The sequence below is a fragment of the Cerasibacillus terrae genome, from assembly GCF_008039555.1.
GTDB classification, from domain to species: Bacteria; Bacillota; Bacilli; order Bacillales; family Amphibacillaceae; genus Cerasibacillus; species Cerasibacillus terrae.
Genome location: NZ_VDUW01000002.1, coordinates 207,232 through 233,404 on the forward strand (window position 1 = coordinate 207,232; position 26,173 = coordinate 233,404).

Consider the following 26,173-nt stretch of genomic DNA (forward strand, 5'->3'; position numbering starts at 1 on the left):
TTCCTTCTGTACTGTTAAGATTTAATAACATTTTTTTCTATTTCTTGAATAAAATTTAACTATTGTGTTACATATGCATAATAAAAGATAATATGCTTGTATGCCGGTGATGAATGGTGCTATAATGTAAAATGATTGTTTTTTTAATGAGTTCAAAAAATATTTCCATGGTGATGAAATAAAAGAAGAATGACTATATAAAATATAGTCCCTTTTTTCTGTTTGAAAGAATGTAGTTATTGGGAAAATGTGTTGAATTTTGTCAATCAACTTTATGCAAAATGAGAACAAAATGACTTTTAAAAACTTATCTTAAAAACAACATGTTTGGACATGAGTTATTTAGAAATACTAAAAAAGTGTATATCTGAGAATTGAAAATTGTAATTGGAACACCTAATATCAATTTTGAATATTAATATAGTGAAACTGGATCTGAAGGAGACTTGACATATGGAAAAGATCATTGTAAAAGGTGGAAAAGTATTAAAAGGTACTGTCAAAGTAGAAGGTGCAAAAAACGCAGTATTACCTGTTATCGCAGCAAGCATATTACCTAGTAAAGGAACAAGTGTTATTCATGATGTTCCTGTATTAGCTGATGTATTTACTATAAATGAAGTGTTAAGAAATTTAAATGCAGATGTCGAATTTGCGGATAATACAGTAAAAGTGGATGCAACGAAACGTATGTTAACAGAAGCTCCATTTGAATATGTACGTCAAATGCGTGCTTCTGTCCTTGTGCTCGGACCATTATTGTCTCGATACGGCCATGCGAAAGTAGCAATGCCAGGTGGTTGTGCGATTGGCTCTCGCCCAATTGATCTACATTTAAAAGGATTTGAAGCAATGGGTGCAGAAATCCATGTAGGAAATGGGTTTGTAGAGGCAAGGTCAAACGGCCGCTTAAAAGGAGCCAAAATATATTTAGACATGCCAAGTGTTGGTGCTACTGAAAATATATTAATGGCAGCTACTTTAGCTGAAGGTCAAACCATTATTGAAAACTGTGCCAAAGAGCCAGAAATTGTAGATTTGGCAAACTTTCTAAATAAAATGGGCGCTAATATTGTTGGTGCGGGTACAGAAACCATTCGTATTGAGGGTGTAGAAGAACTTCACGGTACAGAGCACAATGTCATACCAGATAGGATTGAAGCAGGAACATTCATGGTTGCTGCGGCAATCACCGGTGGAGATGTATTTGTGAAAAACGCCATGAGTGAACACCTACGACCAGTCATTGCGAAACTACGTGAGATGGGTGTTACAGTTTATGAAAAGGAAAACGGCATTCACGTTATTGGTACAAAAGAGTTAAAATCAACAGATATTAAAACATTACCATACCCAGGATTCCCAACAGATATGCAATCTCAGATGATGGCATTAATGCTCTGTGCAGAAGGAACAAGCGTTATTACAGAAACTGTATTTGAAAACCGCTTCATGCATGTCGAAGAATTCCGTAGAATGAACGCAAAGATAAAAATAGAAGGGCGTAGTGTAATTATTGAAGGACCAGTGAAATTACAAGGTGCAGAAGTGGCCGCAACAGATTTACGTGCTGCTGCAGCATTAATATTAGCTGGTCTAGTCGCAGAAAACTATACACGTGTTACAGAATTAAAACATCTTGACCGTGGCTATGTCGATTTTGTTGAAAAACTTGCAGCACTTGGTGCAGATATTACTCGTGTGGATGATGAAAAAGAAAAAGTAATTAAATCCATTTCACCATCAATAACTACTGACTCCATTGCTGCTGAATTACAATAAAAAATGAGAAGACAAGAAGAAGGCGATTATATATATTGCCTTCTTTTTTTTAAACTTCATTTGATTATAAGTAGTAGTTAATCGTTCCTGAATTTGTGGAATAATGTAAGTTTTGGTCACGAATAGGGTCTATTCATTCCTGTTTTGTGTAAAAATGCAGGTTTTGGTCACGAATAGGGTCTATTCATTCCTGTTTTGTGTAAAAAAGGCAGGTTGTGGTCATGAATAGGCTCTAATCGTTCCTGTTTTTTAAAATAAAGCAAGAAATGGTCACGATTAGTTATCTTTGTCTAAAATGTCGTAATTTGATGGTTGTTTTGAAACGTTTCTGAGGTCATGTCCGAATAATTGTGTAAATATTAAATGGACCAAGTAACATGAGCGAAAGAAATATACGTAGACTCCTGCGGGAAAAAAGGCCTCGCTGAGACCCCGCAGAGCGTAGCTCGAGGAGGCTCAGCAGCCGCCCGCGGAAAGCGGAGTATATTTCTGTAGCGATAACCATTATAAAGTTATCATTTTACACACAATTCCGGACATAATCATGTTCTTCTGATGAATGAAAACAAATTGGATCTATCCTACCCTAGACAAATCCCTTCCCTTATATAAATCTCCCCAAATTTTAGTACATCTGTTAAAACGTTTTTTCTATAATATGCAAAAAGCTTCAGTATATTACCAACCCCATCCTAATTTTATACGAATGGTTATATTTATTGAAAATTAAGAATACAATTAAAGTGAAGATATTTTATCAAAATAATGATAACCATAGGGGTTGGAGAAGATGCTTCGATATATCTTAAAAAGATTGCTCATTATGGTCATTACGTTGTGGATTATTGTGACACTAACATTTGTATTGATGGTTACCATTCCAGGATCACCATTTAATAGTGAACAGTCTTCCAATGAGACCGTGCAAGCCAACTTGGAAAGACATTATAACTTAGATAAACCGTATCATATTCAATATTTATTATACATAAAATCAATCCTCACTTTTGATTTCGGTCCATCGATTTCACAACCAAATCAAGGAGTTAATGATTTGTTAGGTAGAGGATTTCCAATCTCGTTCGAGTTAGGGATTGTAACAATTATCGTTGCTGTTATTTCAGGAATTATTTTAGGGATTTTAGCAGCATTACGGCATAACAGAATCATGGACTATTTAGCAATGGGGGTTGCTGTATTAGGAATTTCTATTCCAAATTTTATTTTAGCAACCCTTTTAATCCAGAAATTAGCGGTTGATAGAGAATGGTTTCCAGTTGCAACATGGCAAGGTCCGGAGTATATGGTTCTACCAATCATTGCACTTGCGACAGGACCAATGGCAATTATTGCGAGACTTACAAGGTCAACCATGCTGGATGTTCTCACACAGGATTATATAAAAATGGCTCGTGCAAAAGGGTTATCCCCATGGAAGATTATTTTTAAACATGCCCTTAGAAACGCTTTGATGCCAGTTATTACAATTATGGGAACATTATTAGCTGGTATATTAACAGGTACATTTGTTATTGAGAAAATTTTCGCTATACCTGGGATGGGCAAGTATTTTGTAGAAAGTATTAATCATAGAGATTATCCAGTCATTATGGGGACAACTGTTTTCTATAGTGCCTTTTTAATCATCATGCTATTTTTAGTGGATATTGCATATGGAATATTAGACCCACGTATTAAACTACATGGGAAGGATGGGGATTAAAGTGAAGGAATTAAAAAATACAGAGACAATCATACCATCTAATATTCCGGATGAATGGTTTACTAAGAAAAGACAAGATAAAACAGAATCAGAAATCGTTCAAAGACCATCTCTTTCTTATTGGCAAGATGCGTGGCGTCGTTTATTGAAAAATAAATTGGCAATGCTTGGCCTTGTTTTTCTTATGTTATTAGGTGTTATGGCAATATTGGGTCCTGTTTTTTCTCCTTATGAAGTCAACCAGGCTGATTTACCGAATCAATACCAACCCCCATCGAAAGAACATTGGTTTGGTACAGATTCATTAGGACGTGATGTGTTTACTCGGACATGGTTTGGTGCACGTATTTCTTTATTTGTCGGTTTAATGGCAGCATTAATTGATGTTGTCATTGGAATTGTCTATGGAGGTATTTCTGGATTTAAAGGAGGAAAGACAGACAGCGTGATGATGCGAATTATCGAGATTTTATATGGTTTACCATATTTACTTGTTGTCATTCTGTTACTTGTTGTATTAGGGCCAAGCTTAACCACCATTATTGTCGCATTAACGGTGACAGGATGGGTGGGAATGGCGCGAATTGTAAGAGGCCAAGTATTACAAATTAAAAACTTCGAATTTGTATTAGCCTCAGAGTCTTATGGGACAAAGGCATCACGAATTATTCGAAAACATTTATTACCAAATACAATGGGACCAATTATTGTTCAGATGACATTAACTGTCCCTTCAGCCATATTCGCTGAGGCATTTTTAAGTTTCTTAGGATTAGGAATCCAAGCACCATATGCTAGTTGGGGTGTTATGGCCAATGATTCTTTAGGGGCCATTCTTTCTGGACATTGGTGGACATTGTTCTTCCCCGCATTTTTCATATCATTTACAATGTTCGCATTTAATGTATTGGGAGATGGCTTACAAGACGCACTTGATCCGAAATTAAGAAAGTAGGTGTAGGAGTGGGTAAAGACAATATTCTACAGGTGAAAGATCTTCATGTAACATTTTCAACATATGGTGGGACAGTAAAAGCAGTTCGTGGTGTTCATCTTCATTTAAAAAAGAGAGAAACATTGGCCATTGTTGGGGAGTCTGGTTGTGGAAAAAGTGTCACATCCAATGCCATTATGCGCCTTATTCCCAACCCACCTGGGAAAATTACAAAAGGACAAATCCTTTTTAAAGGAACAGATTTAACGAAAGTATCTGAGAAGAAGATGCGTTCGATTCGTGGTGTCGATATATCGATGATTTTCCAAGATCCAATGACAGCATTAAATCCAACGCTCACAATCGGAACACAACTAACAGAGGGATTGCGCCAACATCATAAAAATATATCGAGACAGAATGCAAAAGAAAAAGCATTAGAAATGATGGAAATAGTAGAGATTCCAAATGCGATGGAGCGTTTCAAGCAGTATCCACATCAGTTTAGTGGGGGAATGCGTCAGCGAATTGTTATAGCTATGGCCTTAATATGTGAGCCTGAATTATTAATTGCGGATGAACCAACGACCGCTTTAGATGTAACGATTCAAGCGCAGATTTTGGAATTATTTGAACGAATTCAAGAAAAAACAGGTATCTCGATTATATTAATTACCCATGATTTAGGTGTTGTTGCCAAAATAGCTGACCGTATTGCTGTAATGTATGCTGGGAAAATCGTTGAAACCGGAACAAAGCGAGATATTTTTTATCATCCACAACATCCATATACAAAAGGATTATTACATTCTGTGCCACGGTTGGATCTTGAAGGGGAAACTTTAGAACCAATTGAAGGTACACCACCAGATTTATTCTCACCTCCTAAAGGATGTCCGTTTACAGCGAGATGTCCTTATGCAATGGAAGTGTGTAATAAAGTATTTCCTGTTCATACGAAGCTTACAAAATCTCATGAAGTAAACTGTTGGCTGCAAGATGAACGGGCAAAGCAAACCTTGGCAGAAGTTGCCAAATAAAAGGGGGAAATGAAATGAAGAAGTGGGCATTCATCTTGTTTACTGTCGTTTTAGCTACTGTTTTAGGTGCATGTACAACCACACAAGATGCAGATCCTTCAGATGAGAATGAGAACAAAGGACAAACAGATGAAACAAAGGAACAAAAGGAAGAAGGGGATAAAGCGGAAGCGGGCGAAAAAGTTCTCTATGTCAATAATGGAACAGAACCGAAATCATTTGATCCTTCTATCGGTTTTGATTCTGTTTCTTGGACGCCATTAAATAATTTAATGGAAGGACTTACTCGATTAGATGAAGATTCCGTTGCACAAGCAGCTACTGCAGAAAAATGGGATATCTCAGAAGATGGAAAAACATATACTTTCCATATCCGTGATGATGCGAAATGGTCTAATGGTGATCCCGTCGTTGCGGGGGACTTTGTTTATGCTTGGAAACATATGTTAGATCCTGATACAGCTTCAGAAGCAGCTTTTTTAGCATATTTTATTGAAGGGGCAGAGGCGTATAATAGTGGAGAAGGTTCTCGTGATGATGTGAAAGTAAAAGCAGTTGATGAGAAAACGTTGGAAGTTGTCTTAAATGCGCCAACAGGTTTCTTTTTAGACGTATTAACAAATCCTGCCTTTTTCCCAATTAATCAAAAAATTGCAGAAGAGAACCCAAAATGGCATGCAGAAGCAGATACTTTTGTTGGTAATGGGCCATTTGCTCTAGTATCATGGAAACATGAAGAAGAAATGGTCTTCATAAAAAATGAAGAATACTGGGATCACGATGCTGTTCAATTAGATCAAGTTCACTGGGCGATGGTGAATGATGATAATACACAATATCAAATGTTTTCAAGCGGTGATTTAGATTTAGCAAGTATCCCTGCTGAGTTATCAGATGAACTAATTGATGGGGATAATGTGTATATTGGAGAACAAGGTGGCCTTGAATTTTATCGTTTCAACGTAACAGAAGAACCTTTTCAAAATAAGAAAATCCGTCAAGCTTTCTCTTACGCAATCAATCGAGATGATATTGCAGAATATGTTGTAAAAAATGGTGTCAAACCAGCGTATGCCTTTGTTTCACCAGGATTTACTGGCCCAGATGGGAAAGACTTCCGAGATGGAGATGAAAAGCTTGTTTCATTTGACCCTGATCAAGCAAAACAATTATTAGAAGAAGGAATGAAAGAGGAAGGCTACGATGAACTGCCTCCTGTTATTTTGTCATACAATACGAGTGACACCAATAAAGCAGTAGCAGAAACGGTACAAAATATGTTAAAAGAGAACTTAGAAATAGAAGTGACATTGGAAAATCAGGAATGGAATGTTTTTTCAGAAGCCCAAAAGAATTTAGAATTACAATTTTCACGTAGTTCCTTTATTAATGATTATAGTGATCCGGTGAACTTCTTAGAAAGCTTTATAACCGATTCATATATGAACCGAACTGGCTTTTCGAATGAAGAATACGATGAACTAATTGAAAAAGGAAAAACAGAAGTAGATGAAGAAAAGCGTTGGGAGTATTTACACAAAGCGGAAAAATTACTTGCCGAAGAAATGATTGCTATTCCAATTCGCTATTATAATATCGTATCATTAGAAGCAGATGGTGTGACAGGTATTCTTCGTCACCCAGTTGGGTATCTAGATTTAAAATATGCCGACAAAAACTAGGTAATAGTGTGAGATTGTCTTTCATCGATTGACAGACAATCTCATTCTTTCAATTAAACAATCATATAAATAATTAGGAGGTACATAAATGATTTTACCAAATCGCATACATAGTGGGGACACTGTTGGTGTTATTTCGCCAGCAGGAGCGATAAAAGAAGAGGAACTGATGAAGGCTCTGTATTTTTTTGAAAGTTTATCATTAAATGTGAAATTAGGAAAACATGTTACGAAAAAGTATGGATATTTAGCAGGAACGGATGAAGAGCGTGTCGAAGATTTTCATGAAATGATTCGAGATCCAGAAATAAAAGCAATTTTTTGTACACGTGGTGGATATGGATCAGGACGTATTGTAGATAAACTTGATTACGATTTAATCAAACGAAATCCGAAGATCATTATAGGATATAGTGATATTACCTATCTACATACAGCTATACACCAACAAGCAAACCTGGTTACCTTTCATGGACCAATGGTTGTTTCTGACATTGCGAAAGAGGAGTTTGATTACTTTTCTGCGTTTTTCTTACAATACCAACTGTTTTCTCCAAGGGAAATAATTTATTCGGAAGCCATTTCTACGTTAACGATGATACATGAAGGAAAGGCGAATGGACAATTGGTAGGTGGGAATTTATCCGTTCTTGTAAGCACGATTGGAACCCCCTATGAGATAGATATGAAGGGAAAAATCGTTTTTCTTGAAGATACTGGCGAACCAATCTATAAAATTGATTCCATGCTTAATCAATTAAAATATGCAGGAAAACTAGATGAGATGAGTGGAATGGTTCTTGGTCATTTTGATGGAATAGAGGATATGAATCAATTAAAAGAGGTTTTTTCACATTATTTAAGTCCATTGGATAAACCGGCGATGATGGGATTGGATACTGGGCATTGTTTCCCCCATTATTCGATACCACTTGGGGTAAATGCAACATTAGACACAAAGAAAAAAAGACTCGACATCGAACCAGGAGTGCTGTAAAAGGAGAAGTGGGATAGGAGGGGATGGCATTTGAATGGAAAAATGTTACAAGTTCGTCAGTTGAAAAAGTATTTTAATCTTGGGAAAGACAGATACTTAAAAGCAGTAGACGATGTTACCTTCCATGTCTATCAAGGAGAAACTTTTGGCTTGGTTGGAGAATCTGGATGTGGGAAGTCGACGATTGGACGGACAATTATGGGATTATATCATAAAACAGCCGGAGAAGTTATTTTTAATGATAAAGACGTACATCAATTAAAAAAAGAGGAAAAAACATCTTTCCATCGTCAAATGCAAATGATTTTTCAAGATCCATATGCTTCTTTGAATCCTCGCTTAACTGTTCGTGAGATTATCGCAGAACCGATGGAAGTTCATCAATTATATCGGTATAAACAAGAACAAAATGATAAAGTTTTTGAATTACTAGAAGAAGTCGGGCTGAACCGAGATCATGCCAATCGATATCCACATGAATTTAGTGGAGGACAGAGACAACGGATTGGGATTGCCCGTGCATTAGCACTAGACCCAGAGTTCATTATTGCAGATGAGCCAATTTCTGCTCTGGATGTTTCTGTCCAGGCACAAGTCGTCAACCTATTAAAAAACTTACAAAAGGAAAAGGGATTAACATTTCTATTTATTGCCCATGATTTATCGATGGTAAAACATATTTCTGACCGAATAGGGGTCATGTATTTAGGAAATTTAGTAGAGTTGACGGCAAGTAATGCATTATACGATAATCCATTACACCCATATACAAAAGCTTTATTATCCGCTATTCCGATTCCAGACCCGGATATGGAAGAGAAGAGGGAAAGAATCATTTTAGAGGGAGAATTACCAAGTCCCATTGATCCGCCAAGTGGATGTGTGTTTCGAACACGCTGTCCAGTTGCAATGGATATTTGCAAAATAGAGAAACCAACATGGCAAGAAATTGAACAGAATCACTTTGTTGCCTGTCATCTCTATAAAAAGCAAGAACAACATACACCAAAGGTAACAATTGGTATGAAAAAGTGATGGAAAACATCTCAAAAATATTTTGGGATGTTTTTTAATTTGGTTCTATTAAATTTCTTTTTTGTATATGTTTAATAGTAAGGGTACTAGAAAGCCTGTCCTAACATAGGAAAAAACTGGAAATAGGGAGGGAAGCGTTTGAAAAAGTCATGGAACACAAAACATAATAAAAACTGGAAAATAAAGCAAAAAATCTTACAAAAGAAGAACCTTCAACAAAACAAGCAAAAAACAATCATGAAAACACAGAATCAACGACATCCCTTTGGAAAACCATTTTTATTTATTTTTACTTGCTTGCTCCTGATGATGTTGGTGTTACCAACCTTAATTGTTGTCCCTTCTGCATCAAAGAAAGAGGTGGTAGATTCGGTGGAAAAAGCCCAGCCAGAAAATAAGGAGCCAACCTCTATGAATGATGAGGGGGAAGCAGTTACAGTTTCTGTCATGCGTAACCAAACAGATAAAATAGAGGATATTCCACTTGAGACATATGTTTCCCGTGTCGTAGCAAATGAAATGCCAGCGGAGTTTGAATTAGAGGCATTGAAAGCACAATCTTTAGCAGCTAGAACATATATAGTAAATCAAATGCTACACCAAGGGAAAACAAAAGGGCCAGATGTGACAGATACAACGGCAGATCAAGTGTATAGTGATGATACGGAATTACGGGAAAGATGGGGGAAAAACTACCGTTCTAAAATGGAGAAGGTACAGGAGGCTGTTCAAGCAACAAAGGGGAAAATTTTAACCTATAATCAAGCACCGATTTTTCCTGCCTATTTTTCAACAAGTAATGGGTACACAGAGAATTCTGAGGATTATTGGGATAATGAACATCCTTATTTACGAAGTGTGAAAAGCCCGTGGGATAAAGAATCACCTAAATTTCTTGATCAACAAACACTCTCCCTTCAAGAAGTGGGAAAACAATTGGGTGTTTCCTTAGCATCCAGCACACAAATTCCGTTAGAAATCACACGAACAAATAGTAATCGTGTAAAAGCATTAACTATCGGTGGTGAAACTTTTAGCGGTCGGAAGGTACGGGAACAATTAAATCTCCGTTCCAATGATTTTACCGTCACTCAAAAAGGGGATTATCTCATTTTTAAAACAAAAGGATTCGGCCATGGTGTTGGTATGAGTCAATATGGTGCTAATGGCATGGCAAAGGAAGGAAAAACATATGAGGATATTGTAAAACATTATTATCAGGATGTCGATATAAGCTCGCTGGAAGAAACAGCTCCTACACTTGTAACGAAAAAATAAAATTATGGTGACCGGGTAGGTAAAGTCCCCCTATGACCGGTCACCATTTTGTATATTCGTAAGCTCTATCATGGAAACCGTCAGTGGTTAGTCATGATATAAGCTAAAGCATATGCTTCTAATGAGTATTATTCCACTACTACGGATTAAGGCATCTTTATCCCCTCTTTTCACTCAAGAAAGTACCTGTATGAAGAATACAGGTGCTTTTTAGGTTATACAGTTTGAAAGGTTGTCATAGAATTCTCCACTTAAACCAACACCAATGCGTTTTTTGAAACAATTTCCATTATGTACACGTACATATAGTAAGAGAAAATAAGGGAAGAAGGAAATTTTTGGCAAAATAAAAAAGCATCATAGTCAATTCCTTATTTCAAGAATATTTCATACTACAAATCAAGCTAGTTTCTTCATAATATGAAAAATAAAATGTGTATAATGGGAGGAATTATCTGTGAATACGAATATGGAAAGAGTACTTCGTTTACAAGATGTAAAGATGCGTTTTTTAGATAATCAGGTATTAAAAAGAATTAACTTGGATGTCTATCGTGGGCAAATTATTGGTTATATTGGTCCGAATGGTGCTGGAAAAAGTACAACATTAAAAATCATTCTTGGTTTATTGGAAGGATATGAAGGAACGGTAGAGGTGTTTGGAAAGAAGATTGAAATCGGTAATGTTGATTATAAACGTAAAATTGGTTATGTACCGGAAAACGCGGAAGTTTATGATATGTTAACGGCGTCTGAATATTTGACATTTGTCGGAGAAATGTATGGGATGGACCGGAAACAAGCAGAGAATAAAGCATTGGCACTTATGACAGAACTAGGGATGGAGTCGGCTTTCTATGAGCGTATTTCCTCTTATTCTAAAGGAATGCGTCAGCGGGTGTTAATTGTTGCTAGTTTACTGCATGATCCAGATTTAATTTTCCTTGACGAACCATTGAGTGGATTAGATGCCAATAGCGTGATGATTATTAAAGATTTATTGGCAGAACTTGCCGCAAGGGGGAAGACGATTTTTTATTCCTCACATATTATGGACGTTGTTGAGAAAATAAGTAATCGAATTGTGCTACTTGTAGATGGTGAAATTGCCGCAGATGGAAGTTTTGATGAATTAAAGAACAGTAGTGAAAAGGGATCTCTAGAAGCAATATTCAATCAATTAACAGGGTTTGAATCCCATCAGGAGACAGCAGAAAATATGGTGAATCTTGTAATGGGAGAGGAGCAGAAATGAAGGAGTTGCGGATTCTACAGGTATTAGATTTTTTTCAGGGGTTTTTCCGCTTTTTTCAGGTGGATTATCAAGCAATGCGTAGTATCTTAGAGGTCAAGCTCACGATGGATCAGCGTAGGATTCCCACGGTGTTTCAGGCCAATGGAACGAAGCCTAAAGAAGGAAATCAATTTTTAAAAATGCTCGGTATTTATGTGTTATATAGTCTACTCATCGTCCCTTTTTTATTCTTTGGTGATGCGTATATGTTTCAAATGAGCATCATCTTTGGAATTGCTTTCTTCATTTTGATGACAGCAATGATTTCTGATTTTTCAGCTGTATTACTAGATGTTCGAGACAAGGTGATTTTACATACAAAACCTGTTGATGCAAGAACGATTAGTGCAGCAAAAATGATGCACGTATTTATTTATATGTTTTTGATGACTGGAAGTTTTATTGCTATTCCATCTGTGGTGATGCTGGCACAACATGGTCCGCTCATTCTTTTGTTGTTTTTGTTTGAAATGTTTATGGCATTACTATTTATAATTGCGTTGACAGCGATGATTTACATGGTTATTCTACATCTTTTCAATGGAGAGAAGTTAAAAGATATCATTAATTATGTGCAAATCTTCATGGCAATTGGTATTTTCATTGGTTATCAGATTGTAGCGAGAATGTTTAATGTAGTTGAGATGGATTTGGTATATACCTTTGAATGGTGGCATGTATTCATCCCGCCGATGTGGTTTGGTGCTCCATTTGAATTGTTATTCAATCATCATCATTCACCCGGAATTTCCATCATGGCGCTTTTCACTGTTATCGTTCCAATTATAGCAATTTATCTGTATTACCGATTAATGCCAAGCTTTGAACAAAATCTAAAGAAGTTAATGAATGTCTCTATTACTCGTAAAAAGAAAAGCAGATGGACAGCATTAGCAGAAAAGGTATGTTGTAGGTCAAAGGAGGAACGTGCTTATTTTAAATTTGCTTCTTCATTAATTCGTAGAGAAAGGGATTTTAAACTTCGCGTTTATCCATCATTAGGTTTGGCGATTGTGTTTCCATTTATCTTTATGTTTAATCAAATGGAAGAAGGTGGTTTCCAAGGACTTGGGGAAACCAAGCAATATTTCTTTATTTATTTTTCTTTAATTATTATAAGTACGGTTGTTCATATGCTACAGTATTCGGAGAGATATAATGGTGCATGGATTTTTCATGTAACCCCTTCAGAAAATCCAAAGCGACTATATAGTGCCACATTAAAAGCATTTCTAGTACAATTGTTTTTTCCGATTTATCTATTATTGTCTATCATATTTGTCTTTATTTTCTCTTATCACATTATTTTAGACTTAATTATCATAGGAATTACAGCCATTTTATATACACTCTCTTGCTATAAAATAATAACAAAAGTAGATTATCCATTCAGTAAGAAAATGGAAAGTGCTTCACAAGGTGGAATGACCATCCTCTACTTCTTACTTATGTTTGTGGTTGGTGTCTTTACAGTCATTCACTTTGTCGTATCCCTTGTACCATATGGATCCATTATTTATATGCTTATATTGGCCTTTATTACATGGGTAAGTTGGGCAGTGGTATTTCGTAAAAAGCCTGCCAACTAATAAAATGTTTGGGATTTTAGATGCTGTATTCGGGGCTTGAACGCTTATTCCACTGAAAGCAAACGATGTATTTCGTCAAGTCACCTCATTTTTAGCATAAACTTATGAAAATCGTAAAAAAATCTATGAAAGAGGTATAGATTATAAGTTTTCTGAACAGAATGATTGCTGAGGTGATAAGGATGAAAGAAGAAAATAAAGGTACTCCAAAAAATAAATGGAGTAACCTGTATCGTAAAAAATGGTTTTTCCCGGCTATTTATCTTGGTGTTGCTGCACTTCTGTTATCTGGTGTTATCTGGTTTCAAAGTACAAATAAAGAAGAGGCAGCAGAAGATCCTGCAAAAGGTGACTTATATGAGCCGAACATGCATGATGAAGATGCAGTACCAGTTATGGACCAAGATGAAGTCATTCAAATGCCAGTAAAAGAAGATGTTAAAGCACAAGTCGTTACAAAATTCTATGACTATGATGCAGAGAAAGAGGAACGCTTAGATGCACTCGTTTTTCATAACAGCCGCTACTATCAAAGTACAGGAATTGACCTTAGAACAGAAGATGATGACGCATTTGATGTATTAGCATCTTTAAGTGGAACTGTAGCAGAGATTAAGGAGGACCCACTACTTGGAAATGTCGTTTCTTTAGAGCATGGAGATGAAGTAATGACATATTATGCAAGTTTAGGTGAGGTCGATGTCAAAGCTGGGGACAAAGTAAAGCAGGGAGATGTATTAGGAACTGCAGGGAAGAACCTATTCGGAAAGGACAATGGTGTTCACGTTCATTTTGAATTACGGAAAAACGATCAACAAGTGAATCCAGAAAAGTATTTTAATCAACCAGTAAGTAAAATTGAAGTAAAAGAAGAAAAGCCTGTTGAAGGAGCAGAAGAACCTTCTGAAGAACCTTCTAAAGAAGAGTCCGATCAGTCCGTAAATGAAGATGAAGATCCTCAAGGTGATTCAAATGAGGAAAAATCAGATGAAAAACCATCTGAGGATGAGGATGAAGAGTCTGAAAACGATGAAGCATCTGATAAAAATGCAGAATCCGATGATAAGCAAAATGATAATCCGTTAAATGATGACAAAAAATCAGATGATGAAAAGGATAACGAATAAAATTTTAAAGTTAATTGATAGGTTCATCTTACTTCCTGAATCATAGTATATGGTTCAGGTATTTTTTTTGCCGCAGATTAACTGGCTGTAAGATCTCCACATCAAGAATTCGAAACCCTAAGAATTATAAGTGGAATATCAACAGCCAGTAAAGGCCCGATTCGTTCAACTAACAATCAGTGGGAGAAGAAAAAACTCCCACTGATTGAAGTTTCACTTTACCGCAGATTAACTGGCTGTAAGACCTCCACATCAAGAATTCGAGATACCGAAAAATTATAAGTGGAGGATCAACAGCCAGTAAAGGCCCGATTCGTTCAACTAACAATCAGTGGGAGAAGAAAAAAACTCCCACTGATTGAAGTTTCACTTTATGCAAATAATACATTTTCTCTTTTTAACCATTAGAATCATTTATGCATATATTTCAAAGTATAGTTAGCTTTCCATAGAAAATGTAAAATTTATTCATAATTCACATTTTACAATAATAAAATATTACAAACCATGTAAGCACTAACACGATCTGAGGTGAACGACTGGTGTGGCTATATGATGAACAATCCTTATTATTTCTGAATTACATACTCTCCATAATGGCATTTATTACATGTTTATTTACGTTTATTGTTGCATGTCAATTGACGGGAAACGATTGGTATAAAATTACTAGAAGAAGCGTTGCTCCTAAAGAAGAAGGTTGCCACTGTGACTTTTGGAAAAAGAGAAAAAAATCTGAGGTTCATTTATTGAAGGATCTCAGATAACCTTATCTCGCTCCGCACCTCGGAATTTCTATTACATCATAGGGAGGAGAACGGTGTGCACGATTACATCAAAGAAAGAACGCTTCGAATCGGATTGTATTTTTTAGAAACAAGAAAAACAGTCCGGAAGATAGCGAAAGAATTTGGTGTTTCAAAAAGCACGGTTCACAAAGATTTAACGGAACGCCTACCAGAAATAAATCCAGAACTTGCAACGAAAGTGAAAGAAATTCTTGAGTATCACAAATCAATTCGACATCTAAGAGGAGGTGAGGCGACCCGGAAGAAATATAAGCTTCAATCAGAAGAGAATCGAGAGCTAGATGCTACACATTAATTACATTTACTGAAAATAGGAGGTGGCAATAGGCGTAGTTCTTTACAATATATTTTCAAAAGAGGGTTTACAAAAAGAGTGTACGAAAAAGCTTTTTTATATAGACATGTCTTTTAAAAGACGGGACACCCATCGATGTTGGTGGGTGTTTTTTACATGTTCTAAAGAAAATTTGTTATGAAAAAGTTTAAGTAAAACATAAAATGTGACAAATTCCCCAAATATTCTTCTAAATATGCACTTAAATCTTTCGTTTTGTGGTAAAATATGATAATAGTTACCCGTGTGTATTTACAGGTGAAAAGAGTATAAATTTAGGAGGAACCAATCAAATGTTTTCGCGAGATATTGGAATTGACCTTGGAACGGCCAATGTGTTGATTCATCTGAAAGGAAAAGGAATTGTATTAAATGAGCCAGCAGTCGTAGCGATGGACCGGACGACTGGAAAAGTACTGGAAGTTGGGGAAGAGGCACGCCGTATGGTCGGTCGTACTCCAGGAAATATTGAAGCAATTCGTCCATTGAAAAATGGTGTAATTGCTGATTTTGATGTAACAGAAGCAATGTTAAAACATTTTATCGATAAAATAAATGTTCGTGGTTTCTTATCTAAACCGAGAATGTTGATTTGTTGTCCAACAAATATTACGAAAGTAGAACAAAAGGCCATTAAAGAAGCAGCCCAAAAATCTGGTGGTAAGAAGGTTTATCTGGAAGAAGAGCCAAAAGTTGCAGCTATTGGTGCAGGGATGGAAATCTTCCAACCAAGCGGAAACATGGTCGTTGATATCGGTGGAGGAACGACAGATGTAGCGGTTTTATCTATGGGGGATATTGTGACATCTGAATCAATTAAAATGGGTGGTGACACCATTGATCTTGATATTCTGCAATATATTAAAAAGAAATATAATTTATTAATTGGAGAACGTACTGCAGAAGATATTAAGATAAATGTTGCCACAGTATTTCCAGATGGTCGGAATGAAAGCTTGGATATTCGTGGACGTGATTTAGTAACTGGTTTACCAAGAACGATTACTGTTCATTCTAAGGAAATCGAAGAATCATTACGAGAGTCCATTTCACTTGTGGTTCAAGCTGCAAAGTCAGTTCTAGAGAAAACTCCACCAGAATTATCAGCAGATATCATTGATCGAGGTGTTATTTTAACTGGTGGTGGTGCATTACTCCATGGAATCGATCAATTGCTTGCAGAACAATTAAAAGTACCAGTACTACTTGCTGAGGAACCAAAAAATTGTGTCGCAAAAGGTACAGGGATGATGCTAGCTAATATTGACAAAATCGAGCGTAAGAAGATTATTTAAGAATATGAATGTGTATCAATAAGAAGCATATCTAGTCAATCTGAATTCTTAACTGAACAGGAGGATTAACTGCTATGTTTAAGGGCTTATATACGGTAGCAAGTGGAATGATTGCACAACAAAGACATCAAGAAGCATTGTCTAATAATATTGCAAATGCAAATACTCCAGGATATAAAGCGGACCAAACAACATTTCGTGCCTTTTCGGAAATGTTAATGAATGAAATAAATACAAAGCATCCGATTAAATATGGTGCGAACATTCCTACTAAGAGGCCAATCGGGGGACTCTTTACAGGTGTCTATGCCCAAGAGTTTGTAACCGATTTTTCAGAAGGGGCACTCCGGGAAACAGGTATGGATACAGATCTGGCACTTGTTCAACAAGAAATTCCAGATGATGCAGGTGGTTTCTTTTTTGCTGTTCAAAATGAGGCTGGAGAAGTTCGTTTAACAAGAAATGGGAACTTTACGGTAGATGGTGATGGGTTTTTAGTCACTTCAGAAGGATATTATGTTCTGGGGGAAGATGGAAATCCGACATTTACAAATGGATTAGACTTTTCGGTCACAGATGAAGGGCTTTTACAGACAGCTGATCAATCCACTTTACTGGATATCCGTTATGTTGAAAATGTGCATGACTTGGAGAAGGAAGGGAATGGCTTGTTGAACGGGGAATCCAACCCTATTCCAAACGAAGCTACATTTCATGTAAAGCAAGGTTTCCTAGAACGATCCAATGTCGATAGTTTGCAGGCCATGACACAAATGATGGAAGCATATCGTGCATTTGAAACAAATCAACGTGTTTTAAAGGCCTATGATGAAAGCATGGGAAAAGCAGTAAATGATATTGGAAGAATTGGTTAATCAGGGCTTAATATATTTTATATCAAATGAAAAGAATGAGGTGAAATAGATGACACGAATTATGACAGAAGCAGCAGTTACAATGAATCAACTCCAGCAAAAGCTAGATATCATTGGCCATAATTTAGCAAATAGCCAAACAACCGGTTATAAAAGTCGTCAAGCAGAGTTCTCCTCATTATTATTTCAACAAATGAATAATATGACAGCGCCTAGAAATGCGGAAGGAAGATTAACACCAGACGGTATCCGAATTGGTTCTGGGGCTAAAATAGGAACAACCCATTCCGATTTATCTATTGGTTCCATAAAAGAAACAGATCGGGTATTAGATACTGTTTTGCTTGAAGAGGACTACTATTATCCAATTCAAGTAAATAATCAAGGAATTACGGAAACACATTTCACAAGGGACGGAGCTTTTTATTTACATCCAACAGAAAACGCATCCATCCTTAGGCTCGTTACGAAAGATGGTCATGCGGTAACAGGTTTAACAGGTCCAATTGAATTGGAAGATGGCTTTGAAGACATATCGATCCGTCCGAACGGTGCCATCTATGTGACACGAAAAGGTGAAGAACAATATGTAGACCGGCTAACGGTTGTAAGAGCCATTCGCCCACATTTATTCGAAGCAAAAGGAAATAATTTTTTCGCTATACCAAATGTAGATGAACTAGGCCACTCGTTAGAAGAGATTATTCAAGAAGTAGATTCAGATATGAACTTAGTACAAAGCCGTGCCCTAGAACAAGCTAATGTGGATGTGGCGAAACAAATGACAGATCTAATGATGACCCAACGCTCCTACCAAATGAATGCACGTACCATTACAATGGCAGATCAAATGATGGGTCTTGTGAATCAAATTCGATAACCATGTATAAATCACTTTTAGCCAGAATAAATTAAATATAGTGATATGATTACGGTTACAGATATTTTTAAGCCATCAAATATATTGATTTTCACATGTGAAATTATTTAGTAAAAAAGAATGGTCATTCCCTTTTAACCTCCTTTTATGATATAATACGATATGTTATGCTATGTGAAATCATTGGAGCCAACACATAAATATGGCATGATGATGGAAAGAAAGAGGCGAAGTTTGCCATGGGAACAAAGCAATTAGAAAAAACATCAACAGAAAAGCAGACAAAGCAAGAACAAAGAAGAGCAACTAAGAAGAAGGAGCAGTCTGCGAAAGAATCAACACGTAAAAAGGAAAAACAAGAAAAAAAGGTAGCAAAACGTAAGACAAAGAAGCCACGTCTTCGAATGATACCAATTTGGCTTCGTTTGATTATTATTTTATTGCTAGCTTTTGTCGTATTAATTGTTGGTCTCATGATCGGTTATGGTGTACTCGGTGATGGCAATCCAAAAGATGCCTTAAAAATAGAAACATGGCAACATGTTATTGATATTGTAAAAAAGGAAAAATAATATAAATGACGAATAAGCTTGTATTGGCTAATGCAAGCTTTTTATCTATCTGGTGATACTAAATTTCCCCTTTTCTTGGGTGAAAAATTGTATTGCAAATAACAAAGCTGAATGAAAAAAGACGAGAAAGGAGTCGAGTTAAAAATGGACATTGAACAAATAAAGGAAGTTATTCCACATCGCTATCCTTTTTTACTTGTTGATAAAGTATTAGAGATGGAAGAAGGAAAACGTGTAGTAGGGTTAAAAAATGTTACCGCAAATGAACCATTTTTCCAAGGCCATTTTCCAGAATATGCCGTAATGCCTGGGGTACTTATTGTTGAAGCACTTGCCCAAGTTGGAGCAATTGCTATGTTACATATGGAAGAAAATAAAGGCAAATTAGGCTTTCTGGCTGGAATTGATAAATGCCGTTTTAAACATCAAGTAAGACCTGGTGACCAATTGAAATTAGAAGTAGAGATACTTCGCATGAAAGGTCCAATTGGAAAAGGAAAAGGAATTGCAACAGTCAATGGGAAAACAGCATGTGAAGCAGAAATCATGTTTGCAATAAAATAAAGATAAGCGACCTCCTAATCCGGGGGTCGCTTTTTTATATCACTTTTGGGCGTGGTTATCGGGCTTCGAGCATATATATCGGGATTGTGGCGAATATATCGGGATTCGAGCGGATATATCGGGATTCCAGCACAGATATCGGTATTCGAGCACAGATATCGGGATTCCAGCGCACATATCGGGTTTCGGAGCAAGATATCGGGATTCAGAGCAATATATCGGGATTCGGAGCAATATATCGGGCTTCGAGCACAGATATCGGGATTCAGAGCAGTATATCGGGATTCGAGCATATATATCGGGATTCAGAGCAATATATCGGGCTTCGAGCAATATATCGGGATTCGAGCAATATATCGGGATTCAGAGCAATATATCGGGATTCAGAGCAATATATCGGGCTTCGGGCACAGATATCGGGATTCAGAGCAATATATCGGGATTCGAGCATATATATCGGGATTCAGAGCAATATATCGGGATTCGGAGCAATATATCGGGCTTTGAACAAAATAAATCGGGGATGAGCATTGTTATTGATTATAGAACGTGGTTAACTGGTTGTTAAACTCCCTCTGATTGAAGGTTCATACAAATACGTTAAATAATTTTTGTTTAAATCGCATGAGATTATAAAAAAAGGACATGCTAAAAACTGTAAAACATTTTAAAGGAGGGATACATATGAAAAATAAATGGTTAATTCGTCTATTAGTTCCTTTTCTAATTGTGACATTATTTGCAGCGTGTGCAACAACAGATAATAATAATGATGATGCACCAGAGGAAGATAATGCACCCCTGAATGAAGATAATGGTAATATCATTGATGATAATGGGGGCGACGATGGGAACAATGGGAACAACGGGAACAATGGGAACGTAGATGAGAATAATGGAGACATGGATCGCCAAGAAGAAGACATGGGCCGCGATGATGGCGGTATCTTAGACGAAGACAATACGGGTGAAAACAATAATACAAATGAAGACAATAGGAATAAAAATAATGATAATGAATAAATCATTATTCATATAGTTTATTCTGTTAAGAGAGGGCATGCTGATATGCTCTCTTTTTTTATCAAATCGTTGCCGAATTGCATCGCGCTCCTTTATTTAGAAATAACTACACACATAAATTACCCATATCCGTCTATAGTGAAAAAGTTAGGTTTATCTTCTTGCTTGTTCATTCTTTTTCATGTATTCTTACCATATCAAATCATATGACTGACTGGTTATTCATATACTGATTAAGTAGTGTAAAAATATGCTTAAGTACATATTAAATAATTAAATATGAAACAAAAAGGATGACTTAATCGTATATAAAGAGGAGCATCAATCAGTGGGGGCCGTACAACCAGTTAATGGTGATAAAAGGTGAAGAATATGAATGAGAAAAAAATACAATTGATGGAAGCAGGTTTATCCTTATTTTCGATAAAAGGATACCATGCGACATCCATCCAAGAGATTACAGATGAAGCAAACATGTCAAAAGGATCTTTTTACTTATATTTTCAGTCCAAAGAAAAGTTTATTGTTACAGCTTTTCAATATTTTCATGAAAAATTGGCCAATCAGCTTGTTCAAGTAGATAGGGAAACAGGATCTCCTAGGGAAAGTCTGGCTAAACAGACGACTGTTTTGTTTGAATATATTTCTAAGTACCGAAATTTTATTTTAACTTATTTTCATGAAAGTATTTTGATTGGTGAACAGATGGAAACACTCATTCAACATATAAAAAAGGAAAAATTTCATTGGATTTGTAGTCATTTAGAAAGTATATATGAAGATCAAATAGAACCTTTTTTGCTGGATATTGTAATTCAATTTGAAGGACTATTATCTGGATATATTAATTGGTTATTAACAGAAGATGTGGAGTTTGATTTTGTTCAAGCAGGAGCATTTCTTATTAGAAGAATGGATGACTTGGTAAATGGAATGATTACTAAAGAGGAGCCTGCACTTGTAACAGCCTTATCAGTGAACGGTAATTTCCAATTTGAACCAATGTCTATCATGGAACAAATATATTTGGAAATAAATCGCCTTTCCCTTTCAGAAAAACAACTGAATCACTTAAAGGAAGTATGGGAAGCATTACAGAAAGAAATAGTAAAGGAAGAATCGTCAGAAGTAATGATTCAAGGCTTGCTTGTTCATTTTCAACAAATTCCAGAACTCATTCCTTATTGTGAAAAACTAGCAAAGACCGTTGAAATTGATTTAATAGGGTTAGAATAAGAGATTGAATGATTTTTAAAAACCTGCGGAAGATAGATAGATACATATCAATTTTTAAAAAAGGAAAACAGACAAATGAAAGAAATGGAGAGTGTAAAATGAAAAAGGTAATTTATAGTTTACTTGCTTTTGTAGTGATTTTTACATTGGCAGCTTGTTCCGGAGAAGAAGAGAAAACAGGTGATGACAAAGAGGAAGATAGAACAATACTTGTTGAAGTTCAAGAAGTAACGAAAAAAGATTTGACAGTAAAAAATACTGTCTATGGTCGAACACAGCCGAAATCAAGTGCACCAATCGTGCTAGAAATGCCAGGAGAAATAGATTCCATTGAACGAGAAGAAGGGGAAGAAGTAAAAAAGAATGATAAACTGTTTGTTGTGAAAACACCTGCAGGAAATCAAACCATCCGTGCCTCGAAAGATGGAAGATTCATTAATTTTTCAGCAAGTGAAGGTGAGATGTTACCCGCGGAAGAACCTGTTGCTTATATTGCAGATGTAGATACATTAAAAGTGCATTTTTCTGTAACAGGACAATATCAAGCTTTATTTAAAAAAGATGACACGCTAGATGTCTATTATGACGATGAAAAGGGGAAATTAAGTATTACATCAATTGGAACAGTTCCAGATGATACTGGATTATATCCTGTTGAAGGAACAATAGAAAATGAAGAGGACGAAATATTAGCAGGTGAAGTTGTAAAAGCAATTGTTCCGATGAAACGTGTCAAAGATGCCATCCAAGTTCCAACAAGTGCCATTGTTGAAGAAGGTGGCGAAACATTTGTTTATATTGCAAAAGATGATAAAGCAAAGAAAGTTACGGTAGATATAGAAGAAACACAATCAGATCAAACTGCTATTAAAGGAAAAATCAAAAAAGGGGATCAAGTCATTGTAAATGGCCAACTAACCCTTATGGATGGTAGCAAGATAAATGTGGTAGAGGAAAGTGGGGAATAAATTTTGAAAATCGTTAATACATCTGTCAAAAGACCTGTCGGCGTCATTATGATTGTTCTTGCCATCGTCGCGCTAGGGGTTGTATCTGCACGTAGTTTAGTCATTGACTTATTTCCCAAAATTGATTTACCAGTAGCTGTTGTGGCGACGACATATGAGGATGCTGCACCACAGGAAGTAGAGAATTTAATCAGTCAACCGATTGAATCATCGATTAGTTCTGTTGAAGGGATTAATACCATCCAATCGCAATCACAAGCAGGATCATCATTAGTCCTTATGATGTTCAACAATGGGGTTGATTTAGACCAAGCATTGCTTGATGTTAGAGAGCGAGTTGACCAGGTGAAGGGAATGTTACCAGAAACAGCTGGTGACCCGAATATTATGCGGTTTAGTCCGGACCAAATGCCTGTTGTTTGGCTTAGTTTAACAGGTAAAGATGCTGCAGTGATGACAGAACTGGCAGAGAATCAACTTGTTCCATTTTTTGAAAGACAAGAAGGAGTAGCATCTGTCACGATTGAAGGTGCAAAAGAACGTGAAATTCAGCTTATTTTAGATCAAGCGAAATTACAACAATATGGTGTAAATTCACAGTTAGTCATGCAGGCATTAAATAGCCAGAATCAATCGGCATCCGTTGGGACGGTTGAAAAAGGAAATAAAGATTTACAGCTTCGTGTTGTAGGAGAATATGAATCATTAAATGATATTAAGGATACAGTTATCCAAACACCACAAGGATCAACCATCCATGTAGAAGATATTGCCGAAGTAAAAGATACCTATAAAGAAGCGACATCGGAAACATTAGTGAACGGTGAGTCGGCAGTCGTCTTATCCATTATGAAAAAGACAGATGCCAACACAGTGAAAGTTGCCGATCAGGTCCTTGAAGGTATAGATGAAATGAACGAGAAACTTCCAAAAGATGCGAATTTAGATGTTGTGATTGATACATCTGAATTTATTAAACTATCGATTGACTCAGTCGTGAAAAATATCTTAATTGGAGGAATCATCTCTGTCTTTGTTCTACTCTTATTTTTAAAGAGTATACGAGCAACTATTGTTATTGGTCTCTCTATTCCAATTGCCGTTATATCCACATTTGCTCTGATGTATTTTACTGGTCAGACACTAAATATTTTAACATTAGGTGGATTGGCGCTTGGACTTGGAATGATGGTAGATAGCTCCATCGTTATTTTGGAAAATATTTATAGTTACCGTCAACGTGGCTACAGTCTATTTGAATCAGCTACAAAAGGTGCGTCAGAGCTTGCACCAGCGGTTATTGCTTCGACAACTACGACATTGGTTGTATTTTTACCAATTGTATATGTGGAAGGAATCGCATCTGATTTATTTACACCACTTGCTTTGACAGTTTCCTTTTCATTAATCGCATCACTTGTTGTGGCTGTTACACTTGTGCCAATGTTATCATCGAAATTACTTGCCAAAGCAATGGAGGACCATGGCAGAAGATATTGGTTTAATCGCTTTATAGAACGCTTAAACAATGGTTATGGAAATGCACTAAAAAAGGTTTTGAAATACCGAAAAACAACTGTTTTTGTTACGATTCTAGCAATTGTCGGGAGTTTAGCATTAATTCCATTTATTGGTGCTGAATTTATCCCTCAAGCAGATGAAGGCCAAATGGAAGTTCGTGTAGAAACATCGGCAGGAAGTTCATTAGAATATACACAATCTATTGTTGACGAAGTCCATGAAAAACTTGAAAAATATGAAAAGGATATTGAAACTAACTATGTCAATGTTGGTTCAGGTGGAATGGCGACAATGGGATCTAGTGGAAATACCGCATCCTTCATGATGCAACTGGTGCCATCTGCTGAAAGAGAAAAAACAACAACTGAAATCGTAAAAGAAATCAATGAAGATGTAAAAGATATTGTCGGTGCAGATATTCGTGTTAGTGAAAGTCAAGACATGAGTATGGGGGAACCGATTGCTATTCAAATAAACGGACCAGAACATGATGTATTACGAGATCTGTCAGAAGATATTGCTCATGGAATTTCTGAGGTAGAGGGAATTCATAACCCAGAAACAGCGGCATCTGAGGCAGTACCGCAAATGCAAATTACCGTTGATAAAGAAAAGGCAGCATTACACGGATTATCACAAGATGATGTACTCGGGCAAGTGCAAATGCAATTTACAGGTCAAATCGCAACGAAATACCGTGAAGATGGCCAGGAAATGGATGTAACATTACTTTATCCAGAAAATGAACGCAGCACTATTCATGATTTACAAGATATGAAAATAACAAATCAAGAGGGAACATCTTTTCCTTTAGAGGAAGTAGTTGAATTCAAGGAAATGCAAGGCCCTGTTTCCTTACTTCGTGAAAATCAACAACCACAAATGAATATTACAAGTGATATTGTGGATCGTGATTTAGGAAGTGTTGTCCAAGATGTGGAGAAGGTCCTTACCGAAATGGAAAAAAGCTTTCCAGAAGGGTATAGCTATTCCATGGGAGGTCAGGCAGAAGATATGGCTAAATCATTTACAGATTTGGCGCTCGCTTTAGTATTCTCTATCTTTCTTGTGTATGCAGTGATGGCCATTCAATTTGAAAACTTCCTATTTCCATTTATCATTATGTTCTCTATGCCAACGATGATTGTTGGTGTGTTAGGTGGATTATTTATTACGAATATCCCACTAAGTATTCCAGGATTCATTGGAATTATCATGCTTGCTGGGATTGTTGTAAACAACTCAATTGTTCTTGTTGACTATATTAATATTTTAAGGCGGCGAGGAATCGAGCGATATGAGGCAATTATTGAAGCAGGTAAGAACAGATTACGTCCAATCTTGATGACAACCTTAACAACGATTGTCGGAATGATTCCAGTTGGTCTAGCCTTAGGAGAAGGAGCAGAAATGCAGCAACCATTAGCTATCACTATTATTTTTGGGCTTGCTGTCTCCAGTATTTTCACGCTCTTACTCATCCCGGTCGTTTATACGTATTTTGACGACCTAACAGCTAAGTTAACAAGAAGAAATAAAAAGAAAAAAGAAGCATAAGAAGAAACTCCTACCTGGCATATGACAGGTAGGAGTTTTTTAATTTGTTATTGATAAG

General features: G+C 36.4%; 22 protein-coding genes. All 22 read left to right on the plus strand.

Annotated elements, in window-relative coordinates:
- Positions 1-453 precede the first annotated feature (453 nt).
- Positions 454-1,782, plus strand: coding sequence for a UDP-N-acetylglucosamine 1-carboxyvinyltransferase (gene murA / locus FHP05_RS04440; RefSeq protein WP_147666039.1), 1,329 nt, complete (start codon positions 454-456; stop codon positions 1,780-1,782).
- A gap of 790 nt (positions 1,783-2,572) precedes the next feature.
- Positions 2,573-3,505 carry an ABC transporter permease gene (locus FHP05_RS04445; RefSeq protein ID WP_147666040.1) on the plus strand — a complete coding sequence of 311 codons (933 nt, stop codon included), beginning with the start codon at positions 2,573-2,575 and terminating at the stop codon, positions 3,503-3,505.
- A gap of 1 nt (position 3,506) precedes the next feature.
- The gene (locus FHP05_RS04450; protein ID WP_407923417.1) at positions 3,507-4,460 is read left to right on the plus strand and encodes an ABC transporter permease; all 954 of its coding nucleotides are present in this window, start codon (positions 3,507-3,509) and stop codon (positions 4,458-4,460) included.
- A gap of 8 nt (positions 4,461-4,468) precedes the next feature.
- Complete coding sequence (locus tag FHP05_RS04455) at positions 4,469-5,479, plus strand: ABC transporter ATP-binding protein (RefSeq protein ID WP_147666042.1); 1,011 nt, start codon at positions 4,469-4,471, stop codon at positions 5,477-5,479.
- A gap of 14 nt (positions 5,480-5,493) precedes the next feature.
- Positions 5,494-7,161, plus strand: coding sequence for a peptide ABC transporter substrate-binding protein (locus tag FHP05_RS04460; protein ID WP_147666043.1), 1,668 nt, complete (start codon positions 5,494-5,496; stop codon positions 7,159-7,161).
- Positions 7,162-7,249: 88 nt separating this feature from the next.
- Positions 7,250-8,158 (plus strand): S66 peptidase family protein, encoded by a 909-nt coding sequence (locus FHP05_RS04465; RefSeq protein WP_147666044.1) that lies wholly within the window; start codon positions 7,250-7,252, stop codon positions 8,156-8,158.
- A 42-nt stretch (positions 8,159-8,200) separates the two neighbouring features.
- Positions 8,201-9,193, plus strand: coding sequence for an ABC transporter ATP-binding protein (locus tag FHP05_RS04470; protein WP_147666263.1), 993 nt, complete (start codon positions 8,201-8,203; stop codon positions 9,191-9,193).
- A gap of 138 nt (positions 9,194-9,331) precedes the next feature.
- Positions 9,332-10,471, plus strand: coding sequence for a stage II sporulation protein D (gene spoIID, locus FHP05_RS04475; RefSeq protein ID WP_230973921.1), 1,140 nt, complete (start codon positions 9,332-9,334; stop codon positions 10,469-10,471).
- Positions 10,472-10,928: 457 nt separating this feature from the next.
- Positions 10,929-11,726, plus strand: coding sequence for an ABC transporter ATP-binding protein (locus FHP05_RS04480; protein WP_230973922.1), 798 nt, complete (start codon positions 10,929-10,931; stop codon positions 11,724-11,726).
- Positions 11,723-13,354 (plus strand): hypothetical protein, encoded by a 1,632-nt coding sequence (locus tag FHP05_RS04485; protein WP_147666045.1) that lies wholly within the window; start codon positions 11,723-11,725, stop codon positions 13,352-13,354. The genes FHP05_RS04480 and FHP05_RS04485 overlap by 4 nt, the downstream gene beginning before the upstream one ends.
- A 182-nt stretch (positions 13,355-13,536) precedes the next feature.
- Positions 13,537-14,481 carry a M23 family metallopeptidase gene (locus tag FHP05_RS04490; protein ID WP_147666046.1) on the plus strand — a complete coding sequence of 315 codons (945 nt, stop codon included), beginning with the start codon at positions 13,537-13,539 and terminating at the stop codon, positions 14,479-14,481.
- 822 nt (positions 14,482-15,303) lie between these two features.
- Complete coding sequence (gene spoIIID, locus FHP05_RS04500; protein WP_147666047.1) at positions 15,304-15,585, plus strand: sporulation transcriptional regulator SpoIIID; 282 nt, start codon at positions 15,304-15,306, stop codon at positions 15,583-15,585.
- A 332-nt stretch (positions 15,586-15,917) separates the two neighbouring features.
- The gene (gene mreB, locus FHP05_RS04505) at positions 15,918-16,919 is read left to right on the plus strand and encodes a rod shape-determining protein (protein WP_147666048.1); all 1,002 of its coding nucleotides are present in this window, start codon (positions 15,918-15,920) and stop codon (positions 16,917-16,919) included.
- 74 nt (positions 16,920-16,993) lie between these two features.
- The gene (locus FHP05_RS04510) at positions 16,994-17,794 is read left to right on the plus strand and encodes a flagellar hook-basal body protein (RefSeq protein ID WP_147666049.1); all 801 of its coding nucleotides are present in this window, start codon (positions 16,994-16,996) and stop codon (positions 17,792-17,794) included.
- 49 nt (positions 17,795-17,843) lie between these two features.
- A complete protein-coding gene (locus tag FHP05_RS04515; protein ID WP_147666050.1) occupies positions 17,844-18,674 on the plus strand; it encodes a flagellar hook-basal body protein in 831 nt (276 codons plus the stop codon).
- 239 nt (positions 18,675-18,913) lie between these two features.
- Positions 18,914-19,246, plus strand: a complete 333-nt coding sequence (locus FHP05_RS04520) for a DNA-directed RNA polymerase subunit beta (RefSeq protein WP_147666051.1) — start codon at positions 18,914-18,916, stop codon at positions 19,244-19,246.
- Positions 19,247-19,390: 144 nt separating this feature from the next.
- Positions 19,391-19,810 (plus strand): 3-hydroxyacyl-ACP dehydratase FabZ, encoded by a 420-nt coding sequence (fabZ, locus tag FHP05_RS04525; protein ID WP_147666052.1) that lies wholly within the window; start codon positions 19,391-19,393, stop codon positions 19,808-19,810.
- Between the two features lie 51 nt (positions 19,811-19,861).
- Positions 19,862-20,317, plus strand: coding sequence for a hypothetical protein (locus FHP05_RS04530; protein WP_147666053.1), 456 nt, complete (start codon positions 19,862-19,864; stop codon positions 20,315-20,317).
- A gap of 177 nt (positions 20,318-20,494) precedes the next feature.
- Entirely contained in the window at positions 20,495-20,833 is a 339-nt protein-coding gene (locus tag FHP05_RS04535; RefSeq protein ID WP_147666054.1) for a hypothetical protein, read from the plus strand.
- Positions 20,834-21,205: 372 nt separating this feature from the next.
- Positions 21,206-22,069 (plus strand): TetR/AcrR family transcriptional regulator, encoded by an 864-nt coding sequence (locus FHP05_RS04540; RefSeq protein WP_191126231.1) that lies wholly within the window; start codon positions 21,206-21,208, stop codon positions 22,067-22,069.
- A gap of 98 nt (positions 22,070-22,167) precedes the next feature.
- Complete coding sequence (locus FHP05_RS04545; RefSeq protein ID WP_147666056.1) at positions 22,168-23,037, plus strand: efflux RND transporter periplasmic adaptor subunit; 870 nt, start codon at positions 22,168-22,170, stop codon at positions 23,035-23,037.
- Between the two features lie 3 nt (positions 23,038-23,040).
- Positions 23,041-26,115: an efflux RND transporter permease subunit gene (locus tag FHP05_RS04550; RefSeq protein WP_147666057.1), complete on the plus strand. Its 3,075-nt coding sequence runs from the start codon at positions 23,041-23,043 to the stop codon at positions 26,113-26,115.
- Positions 26,116-26,173: the final 58 nt, after the last annotated feature.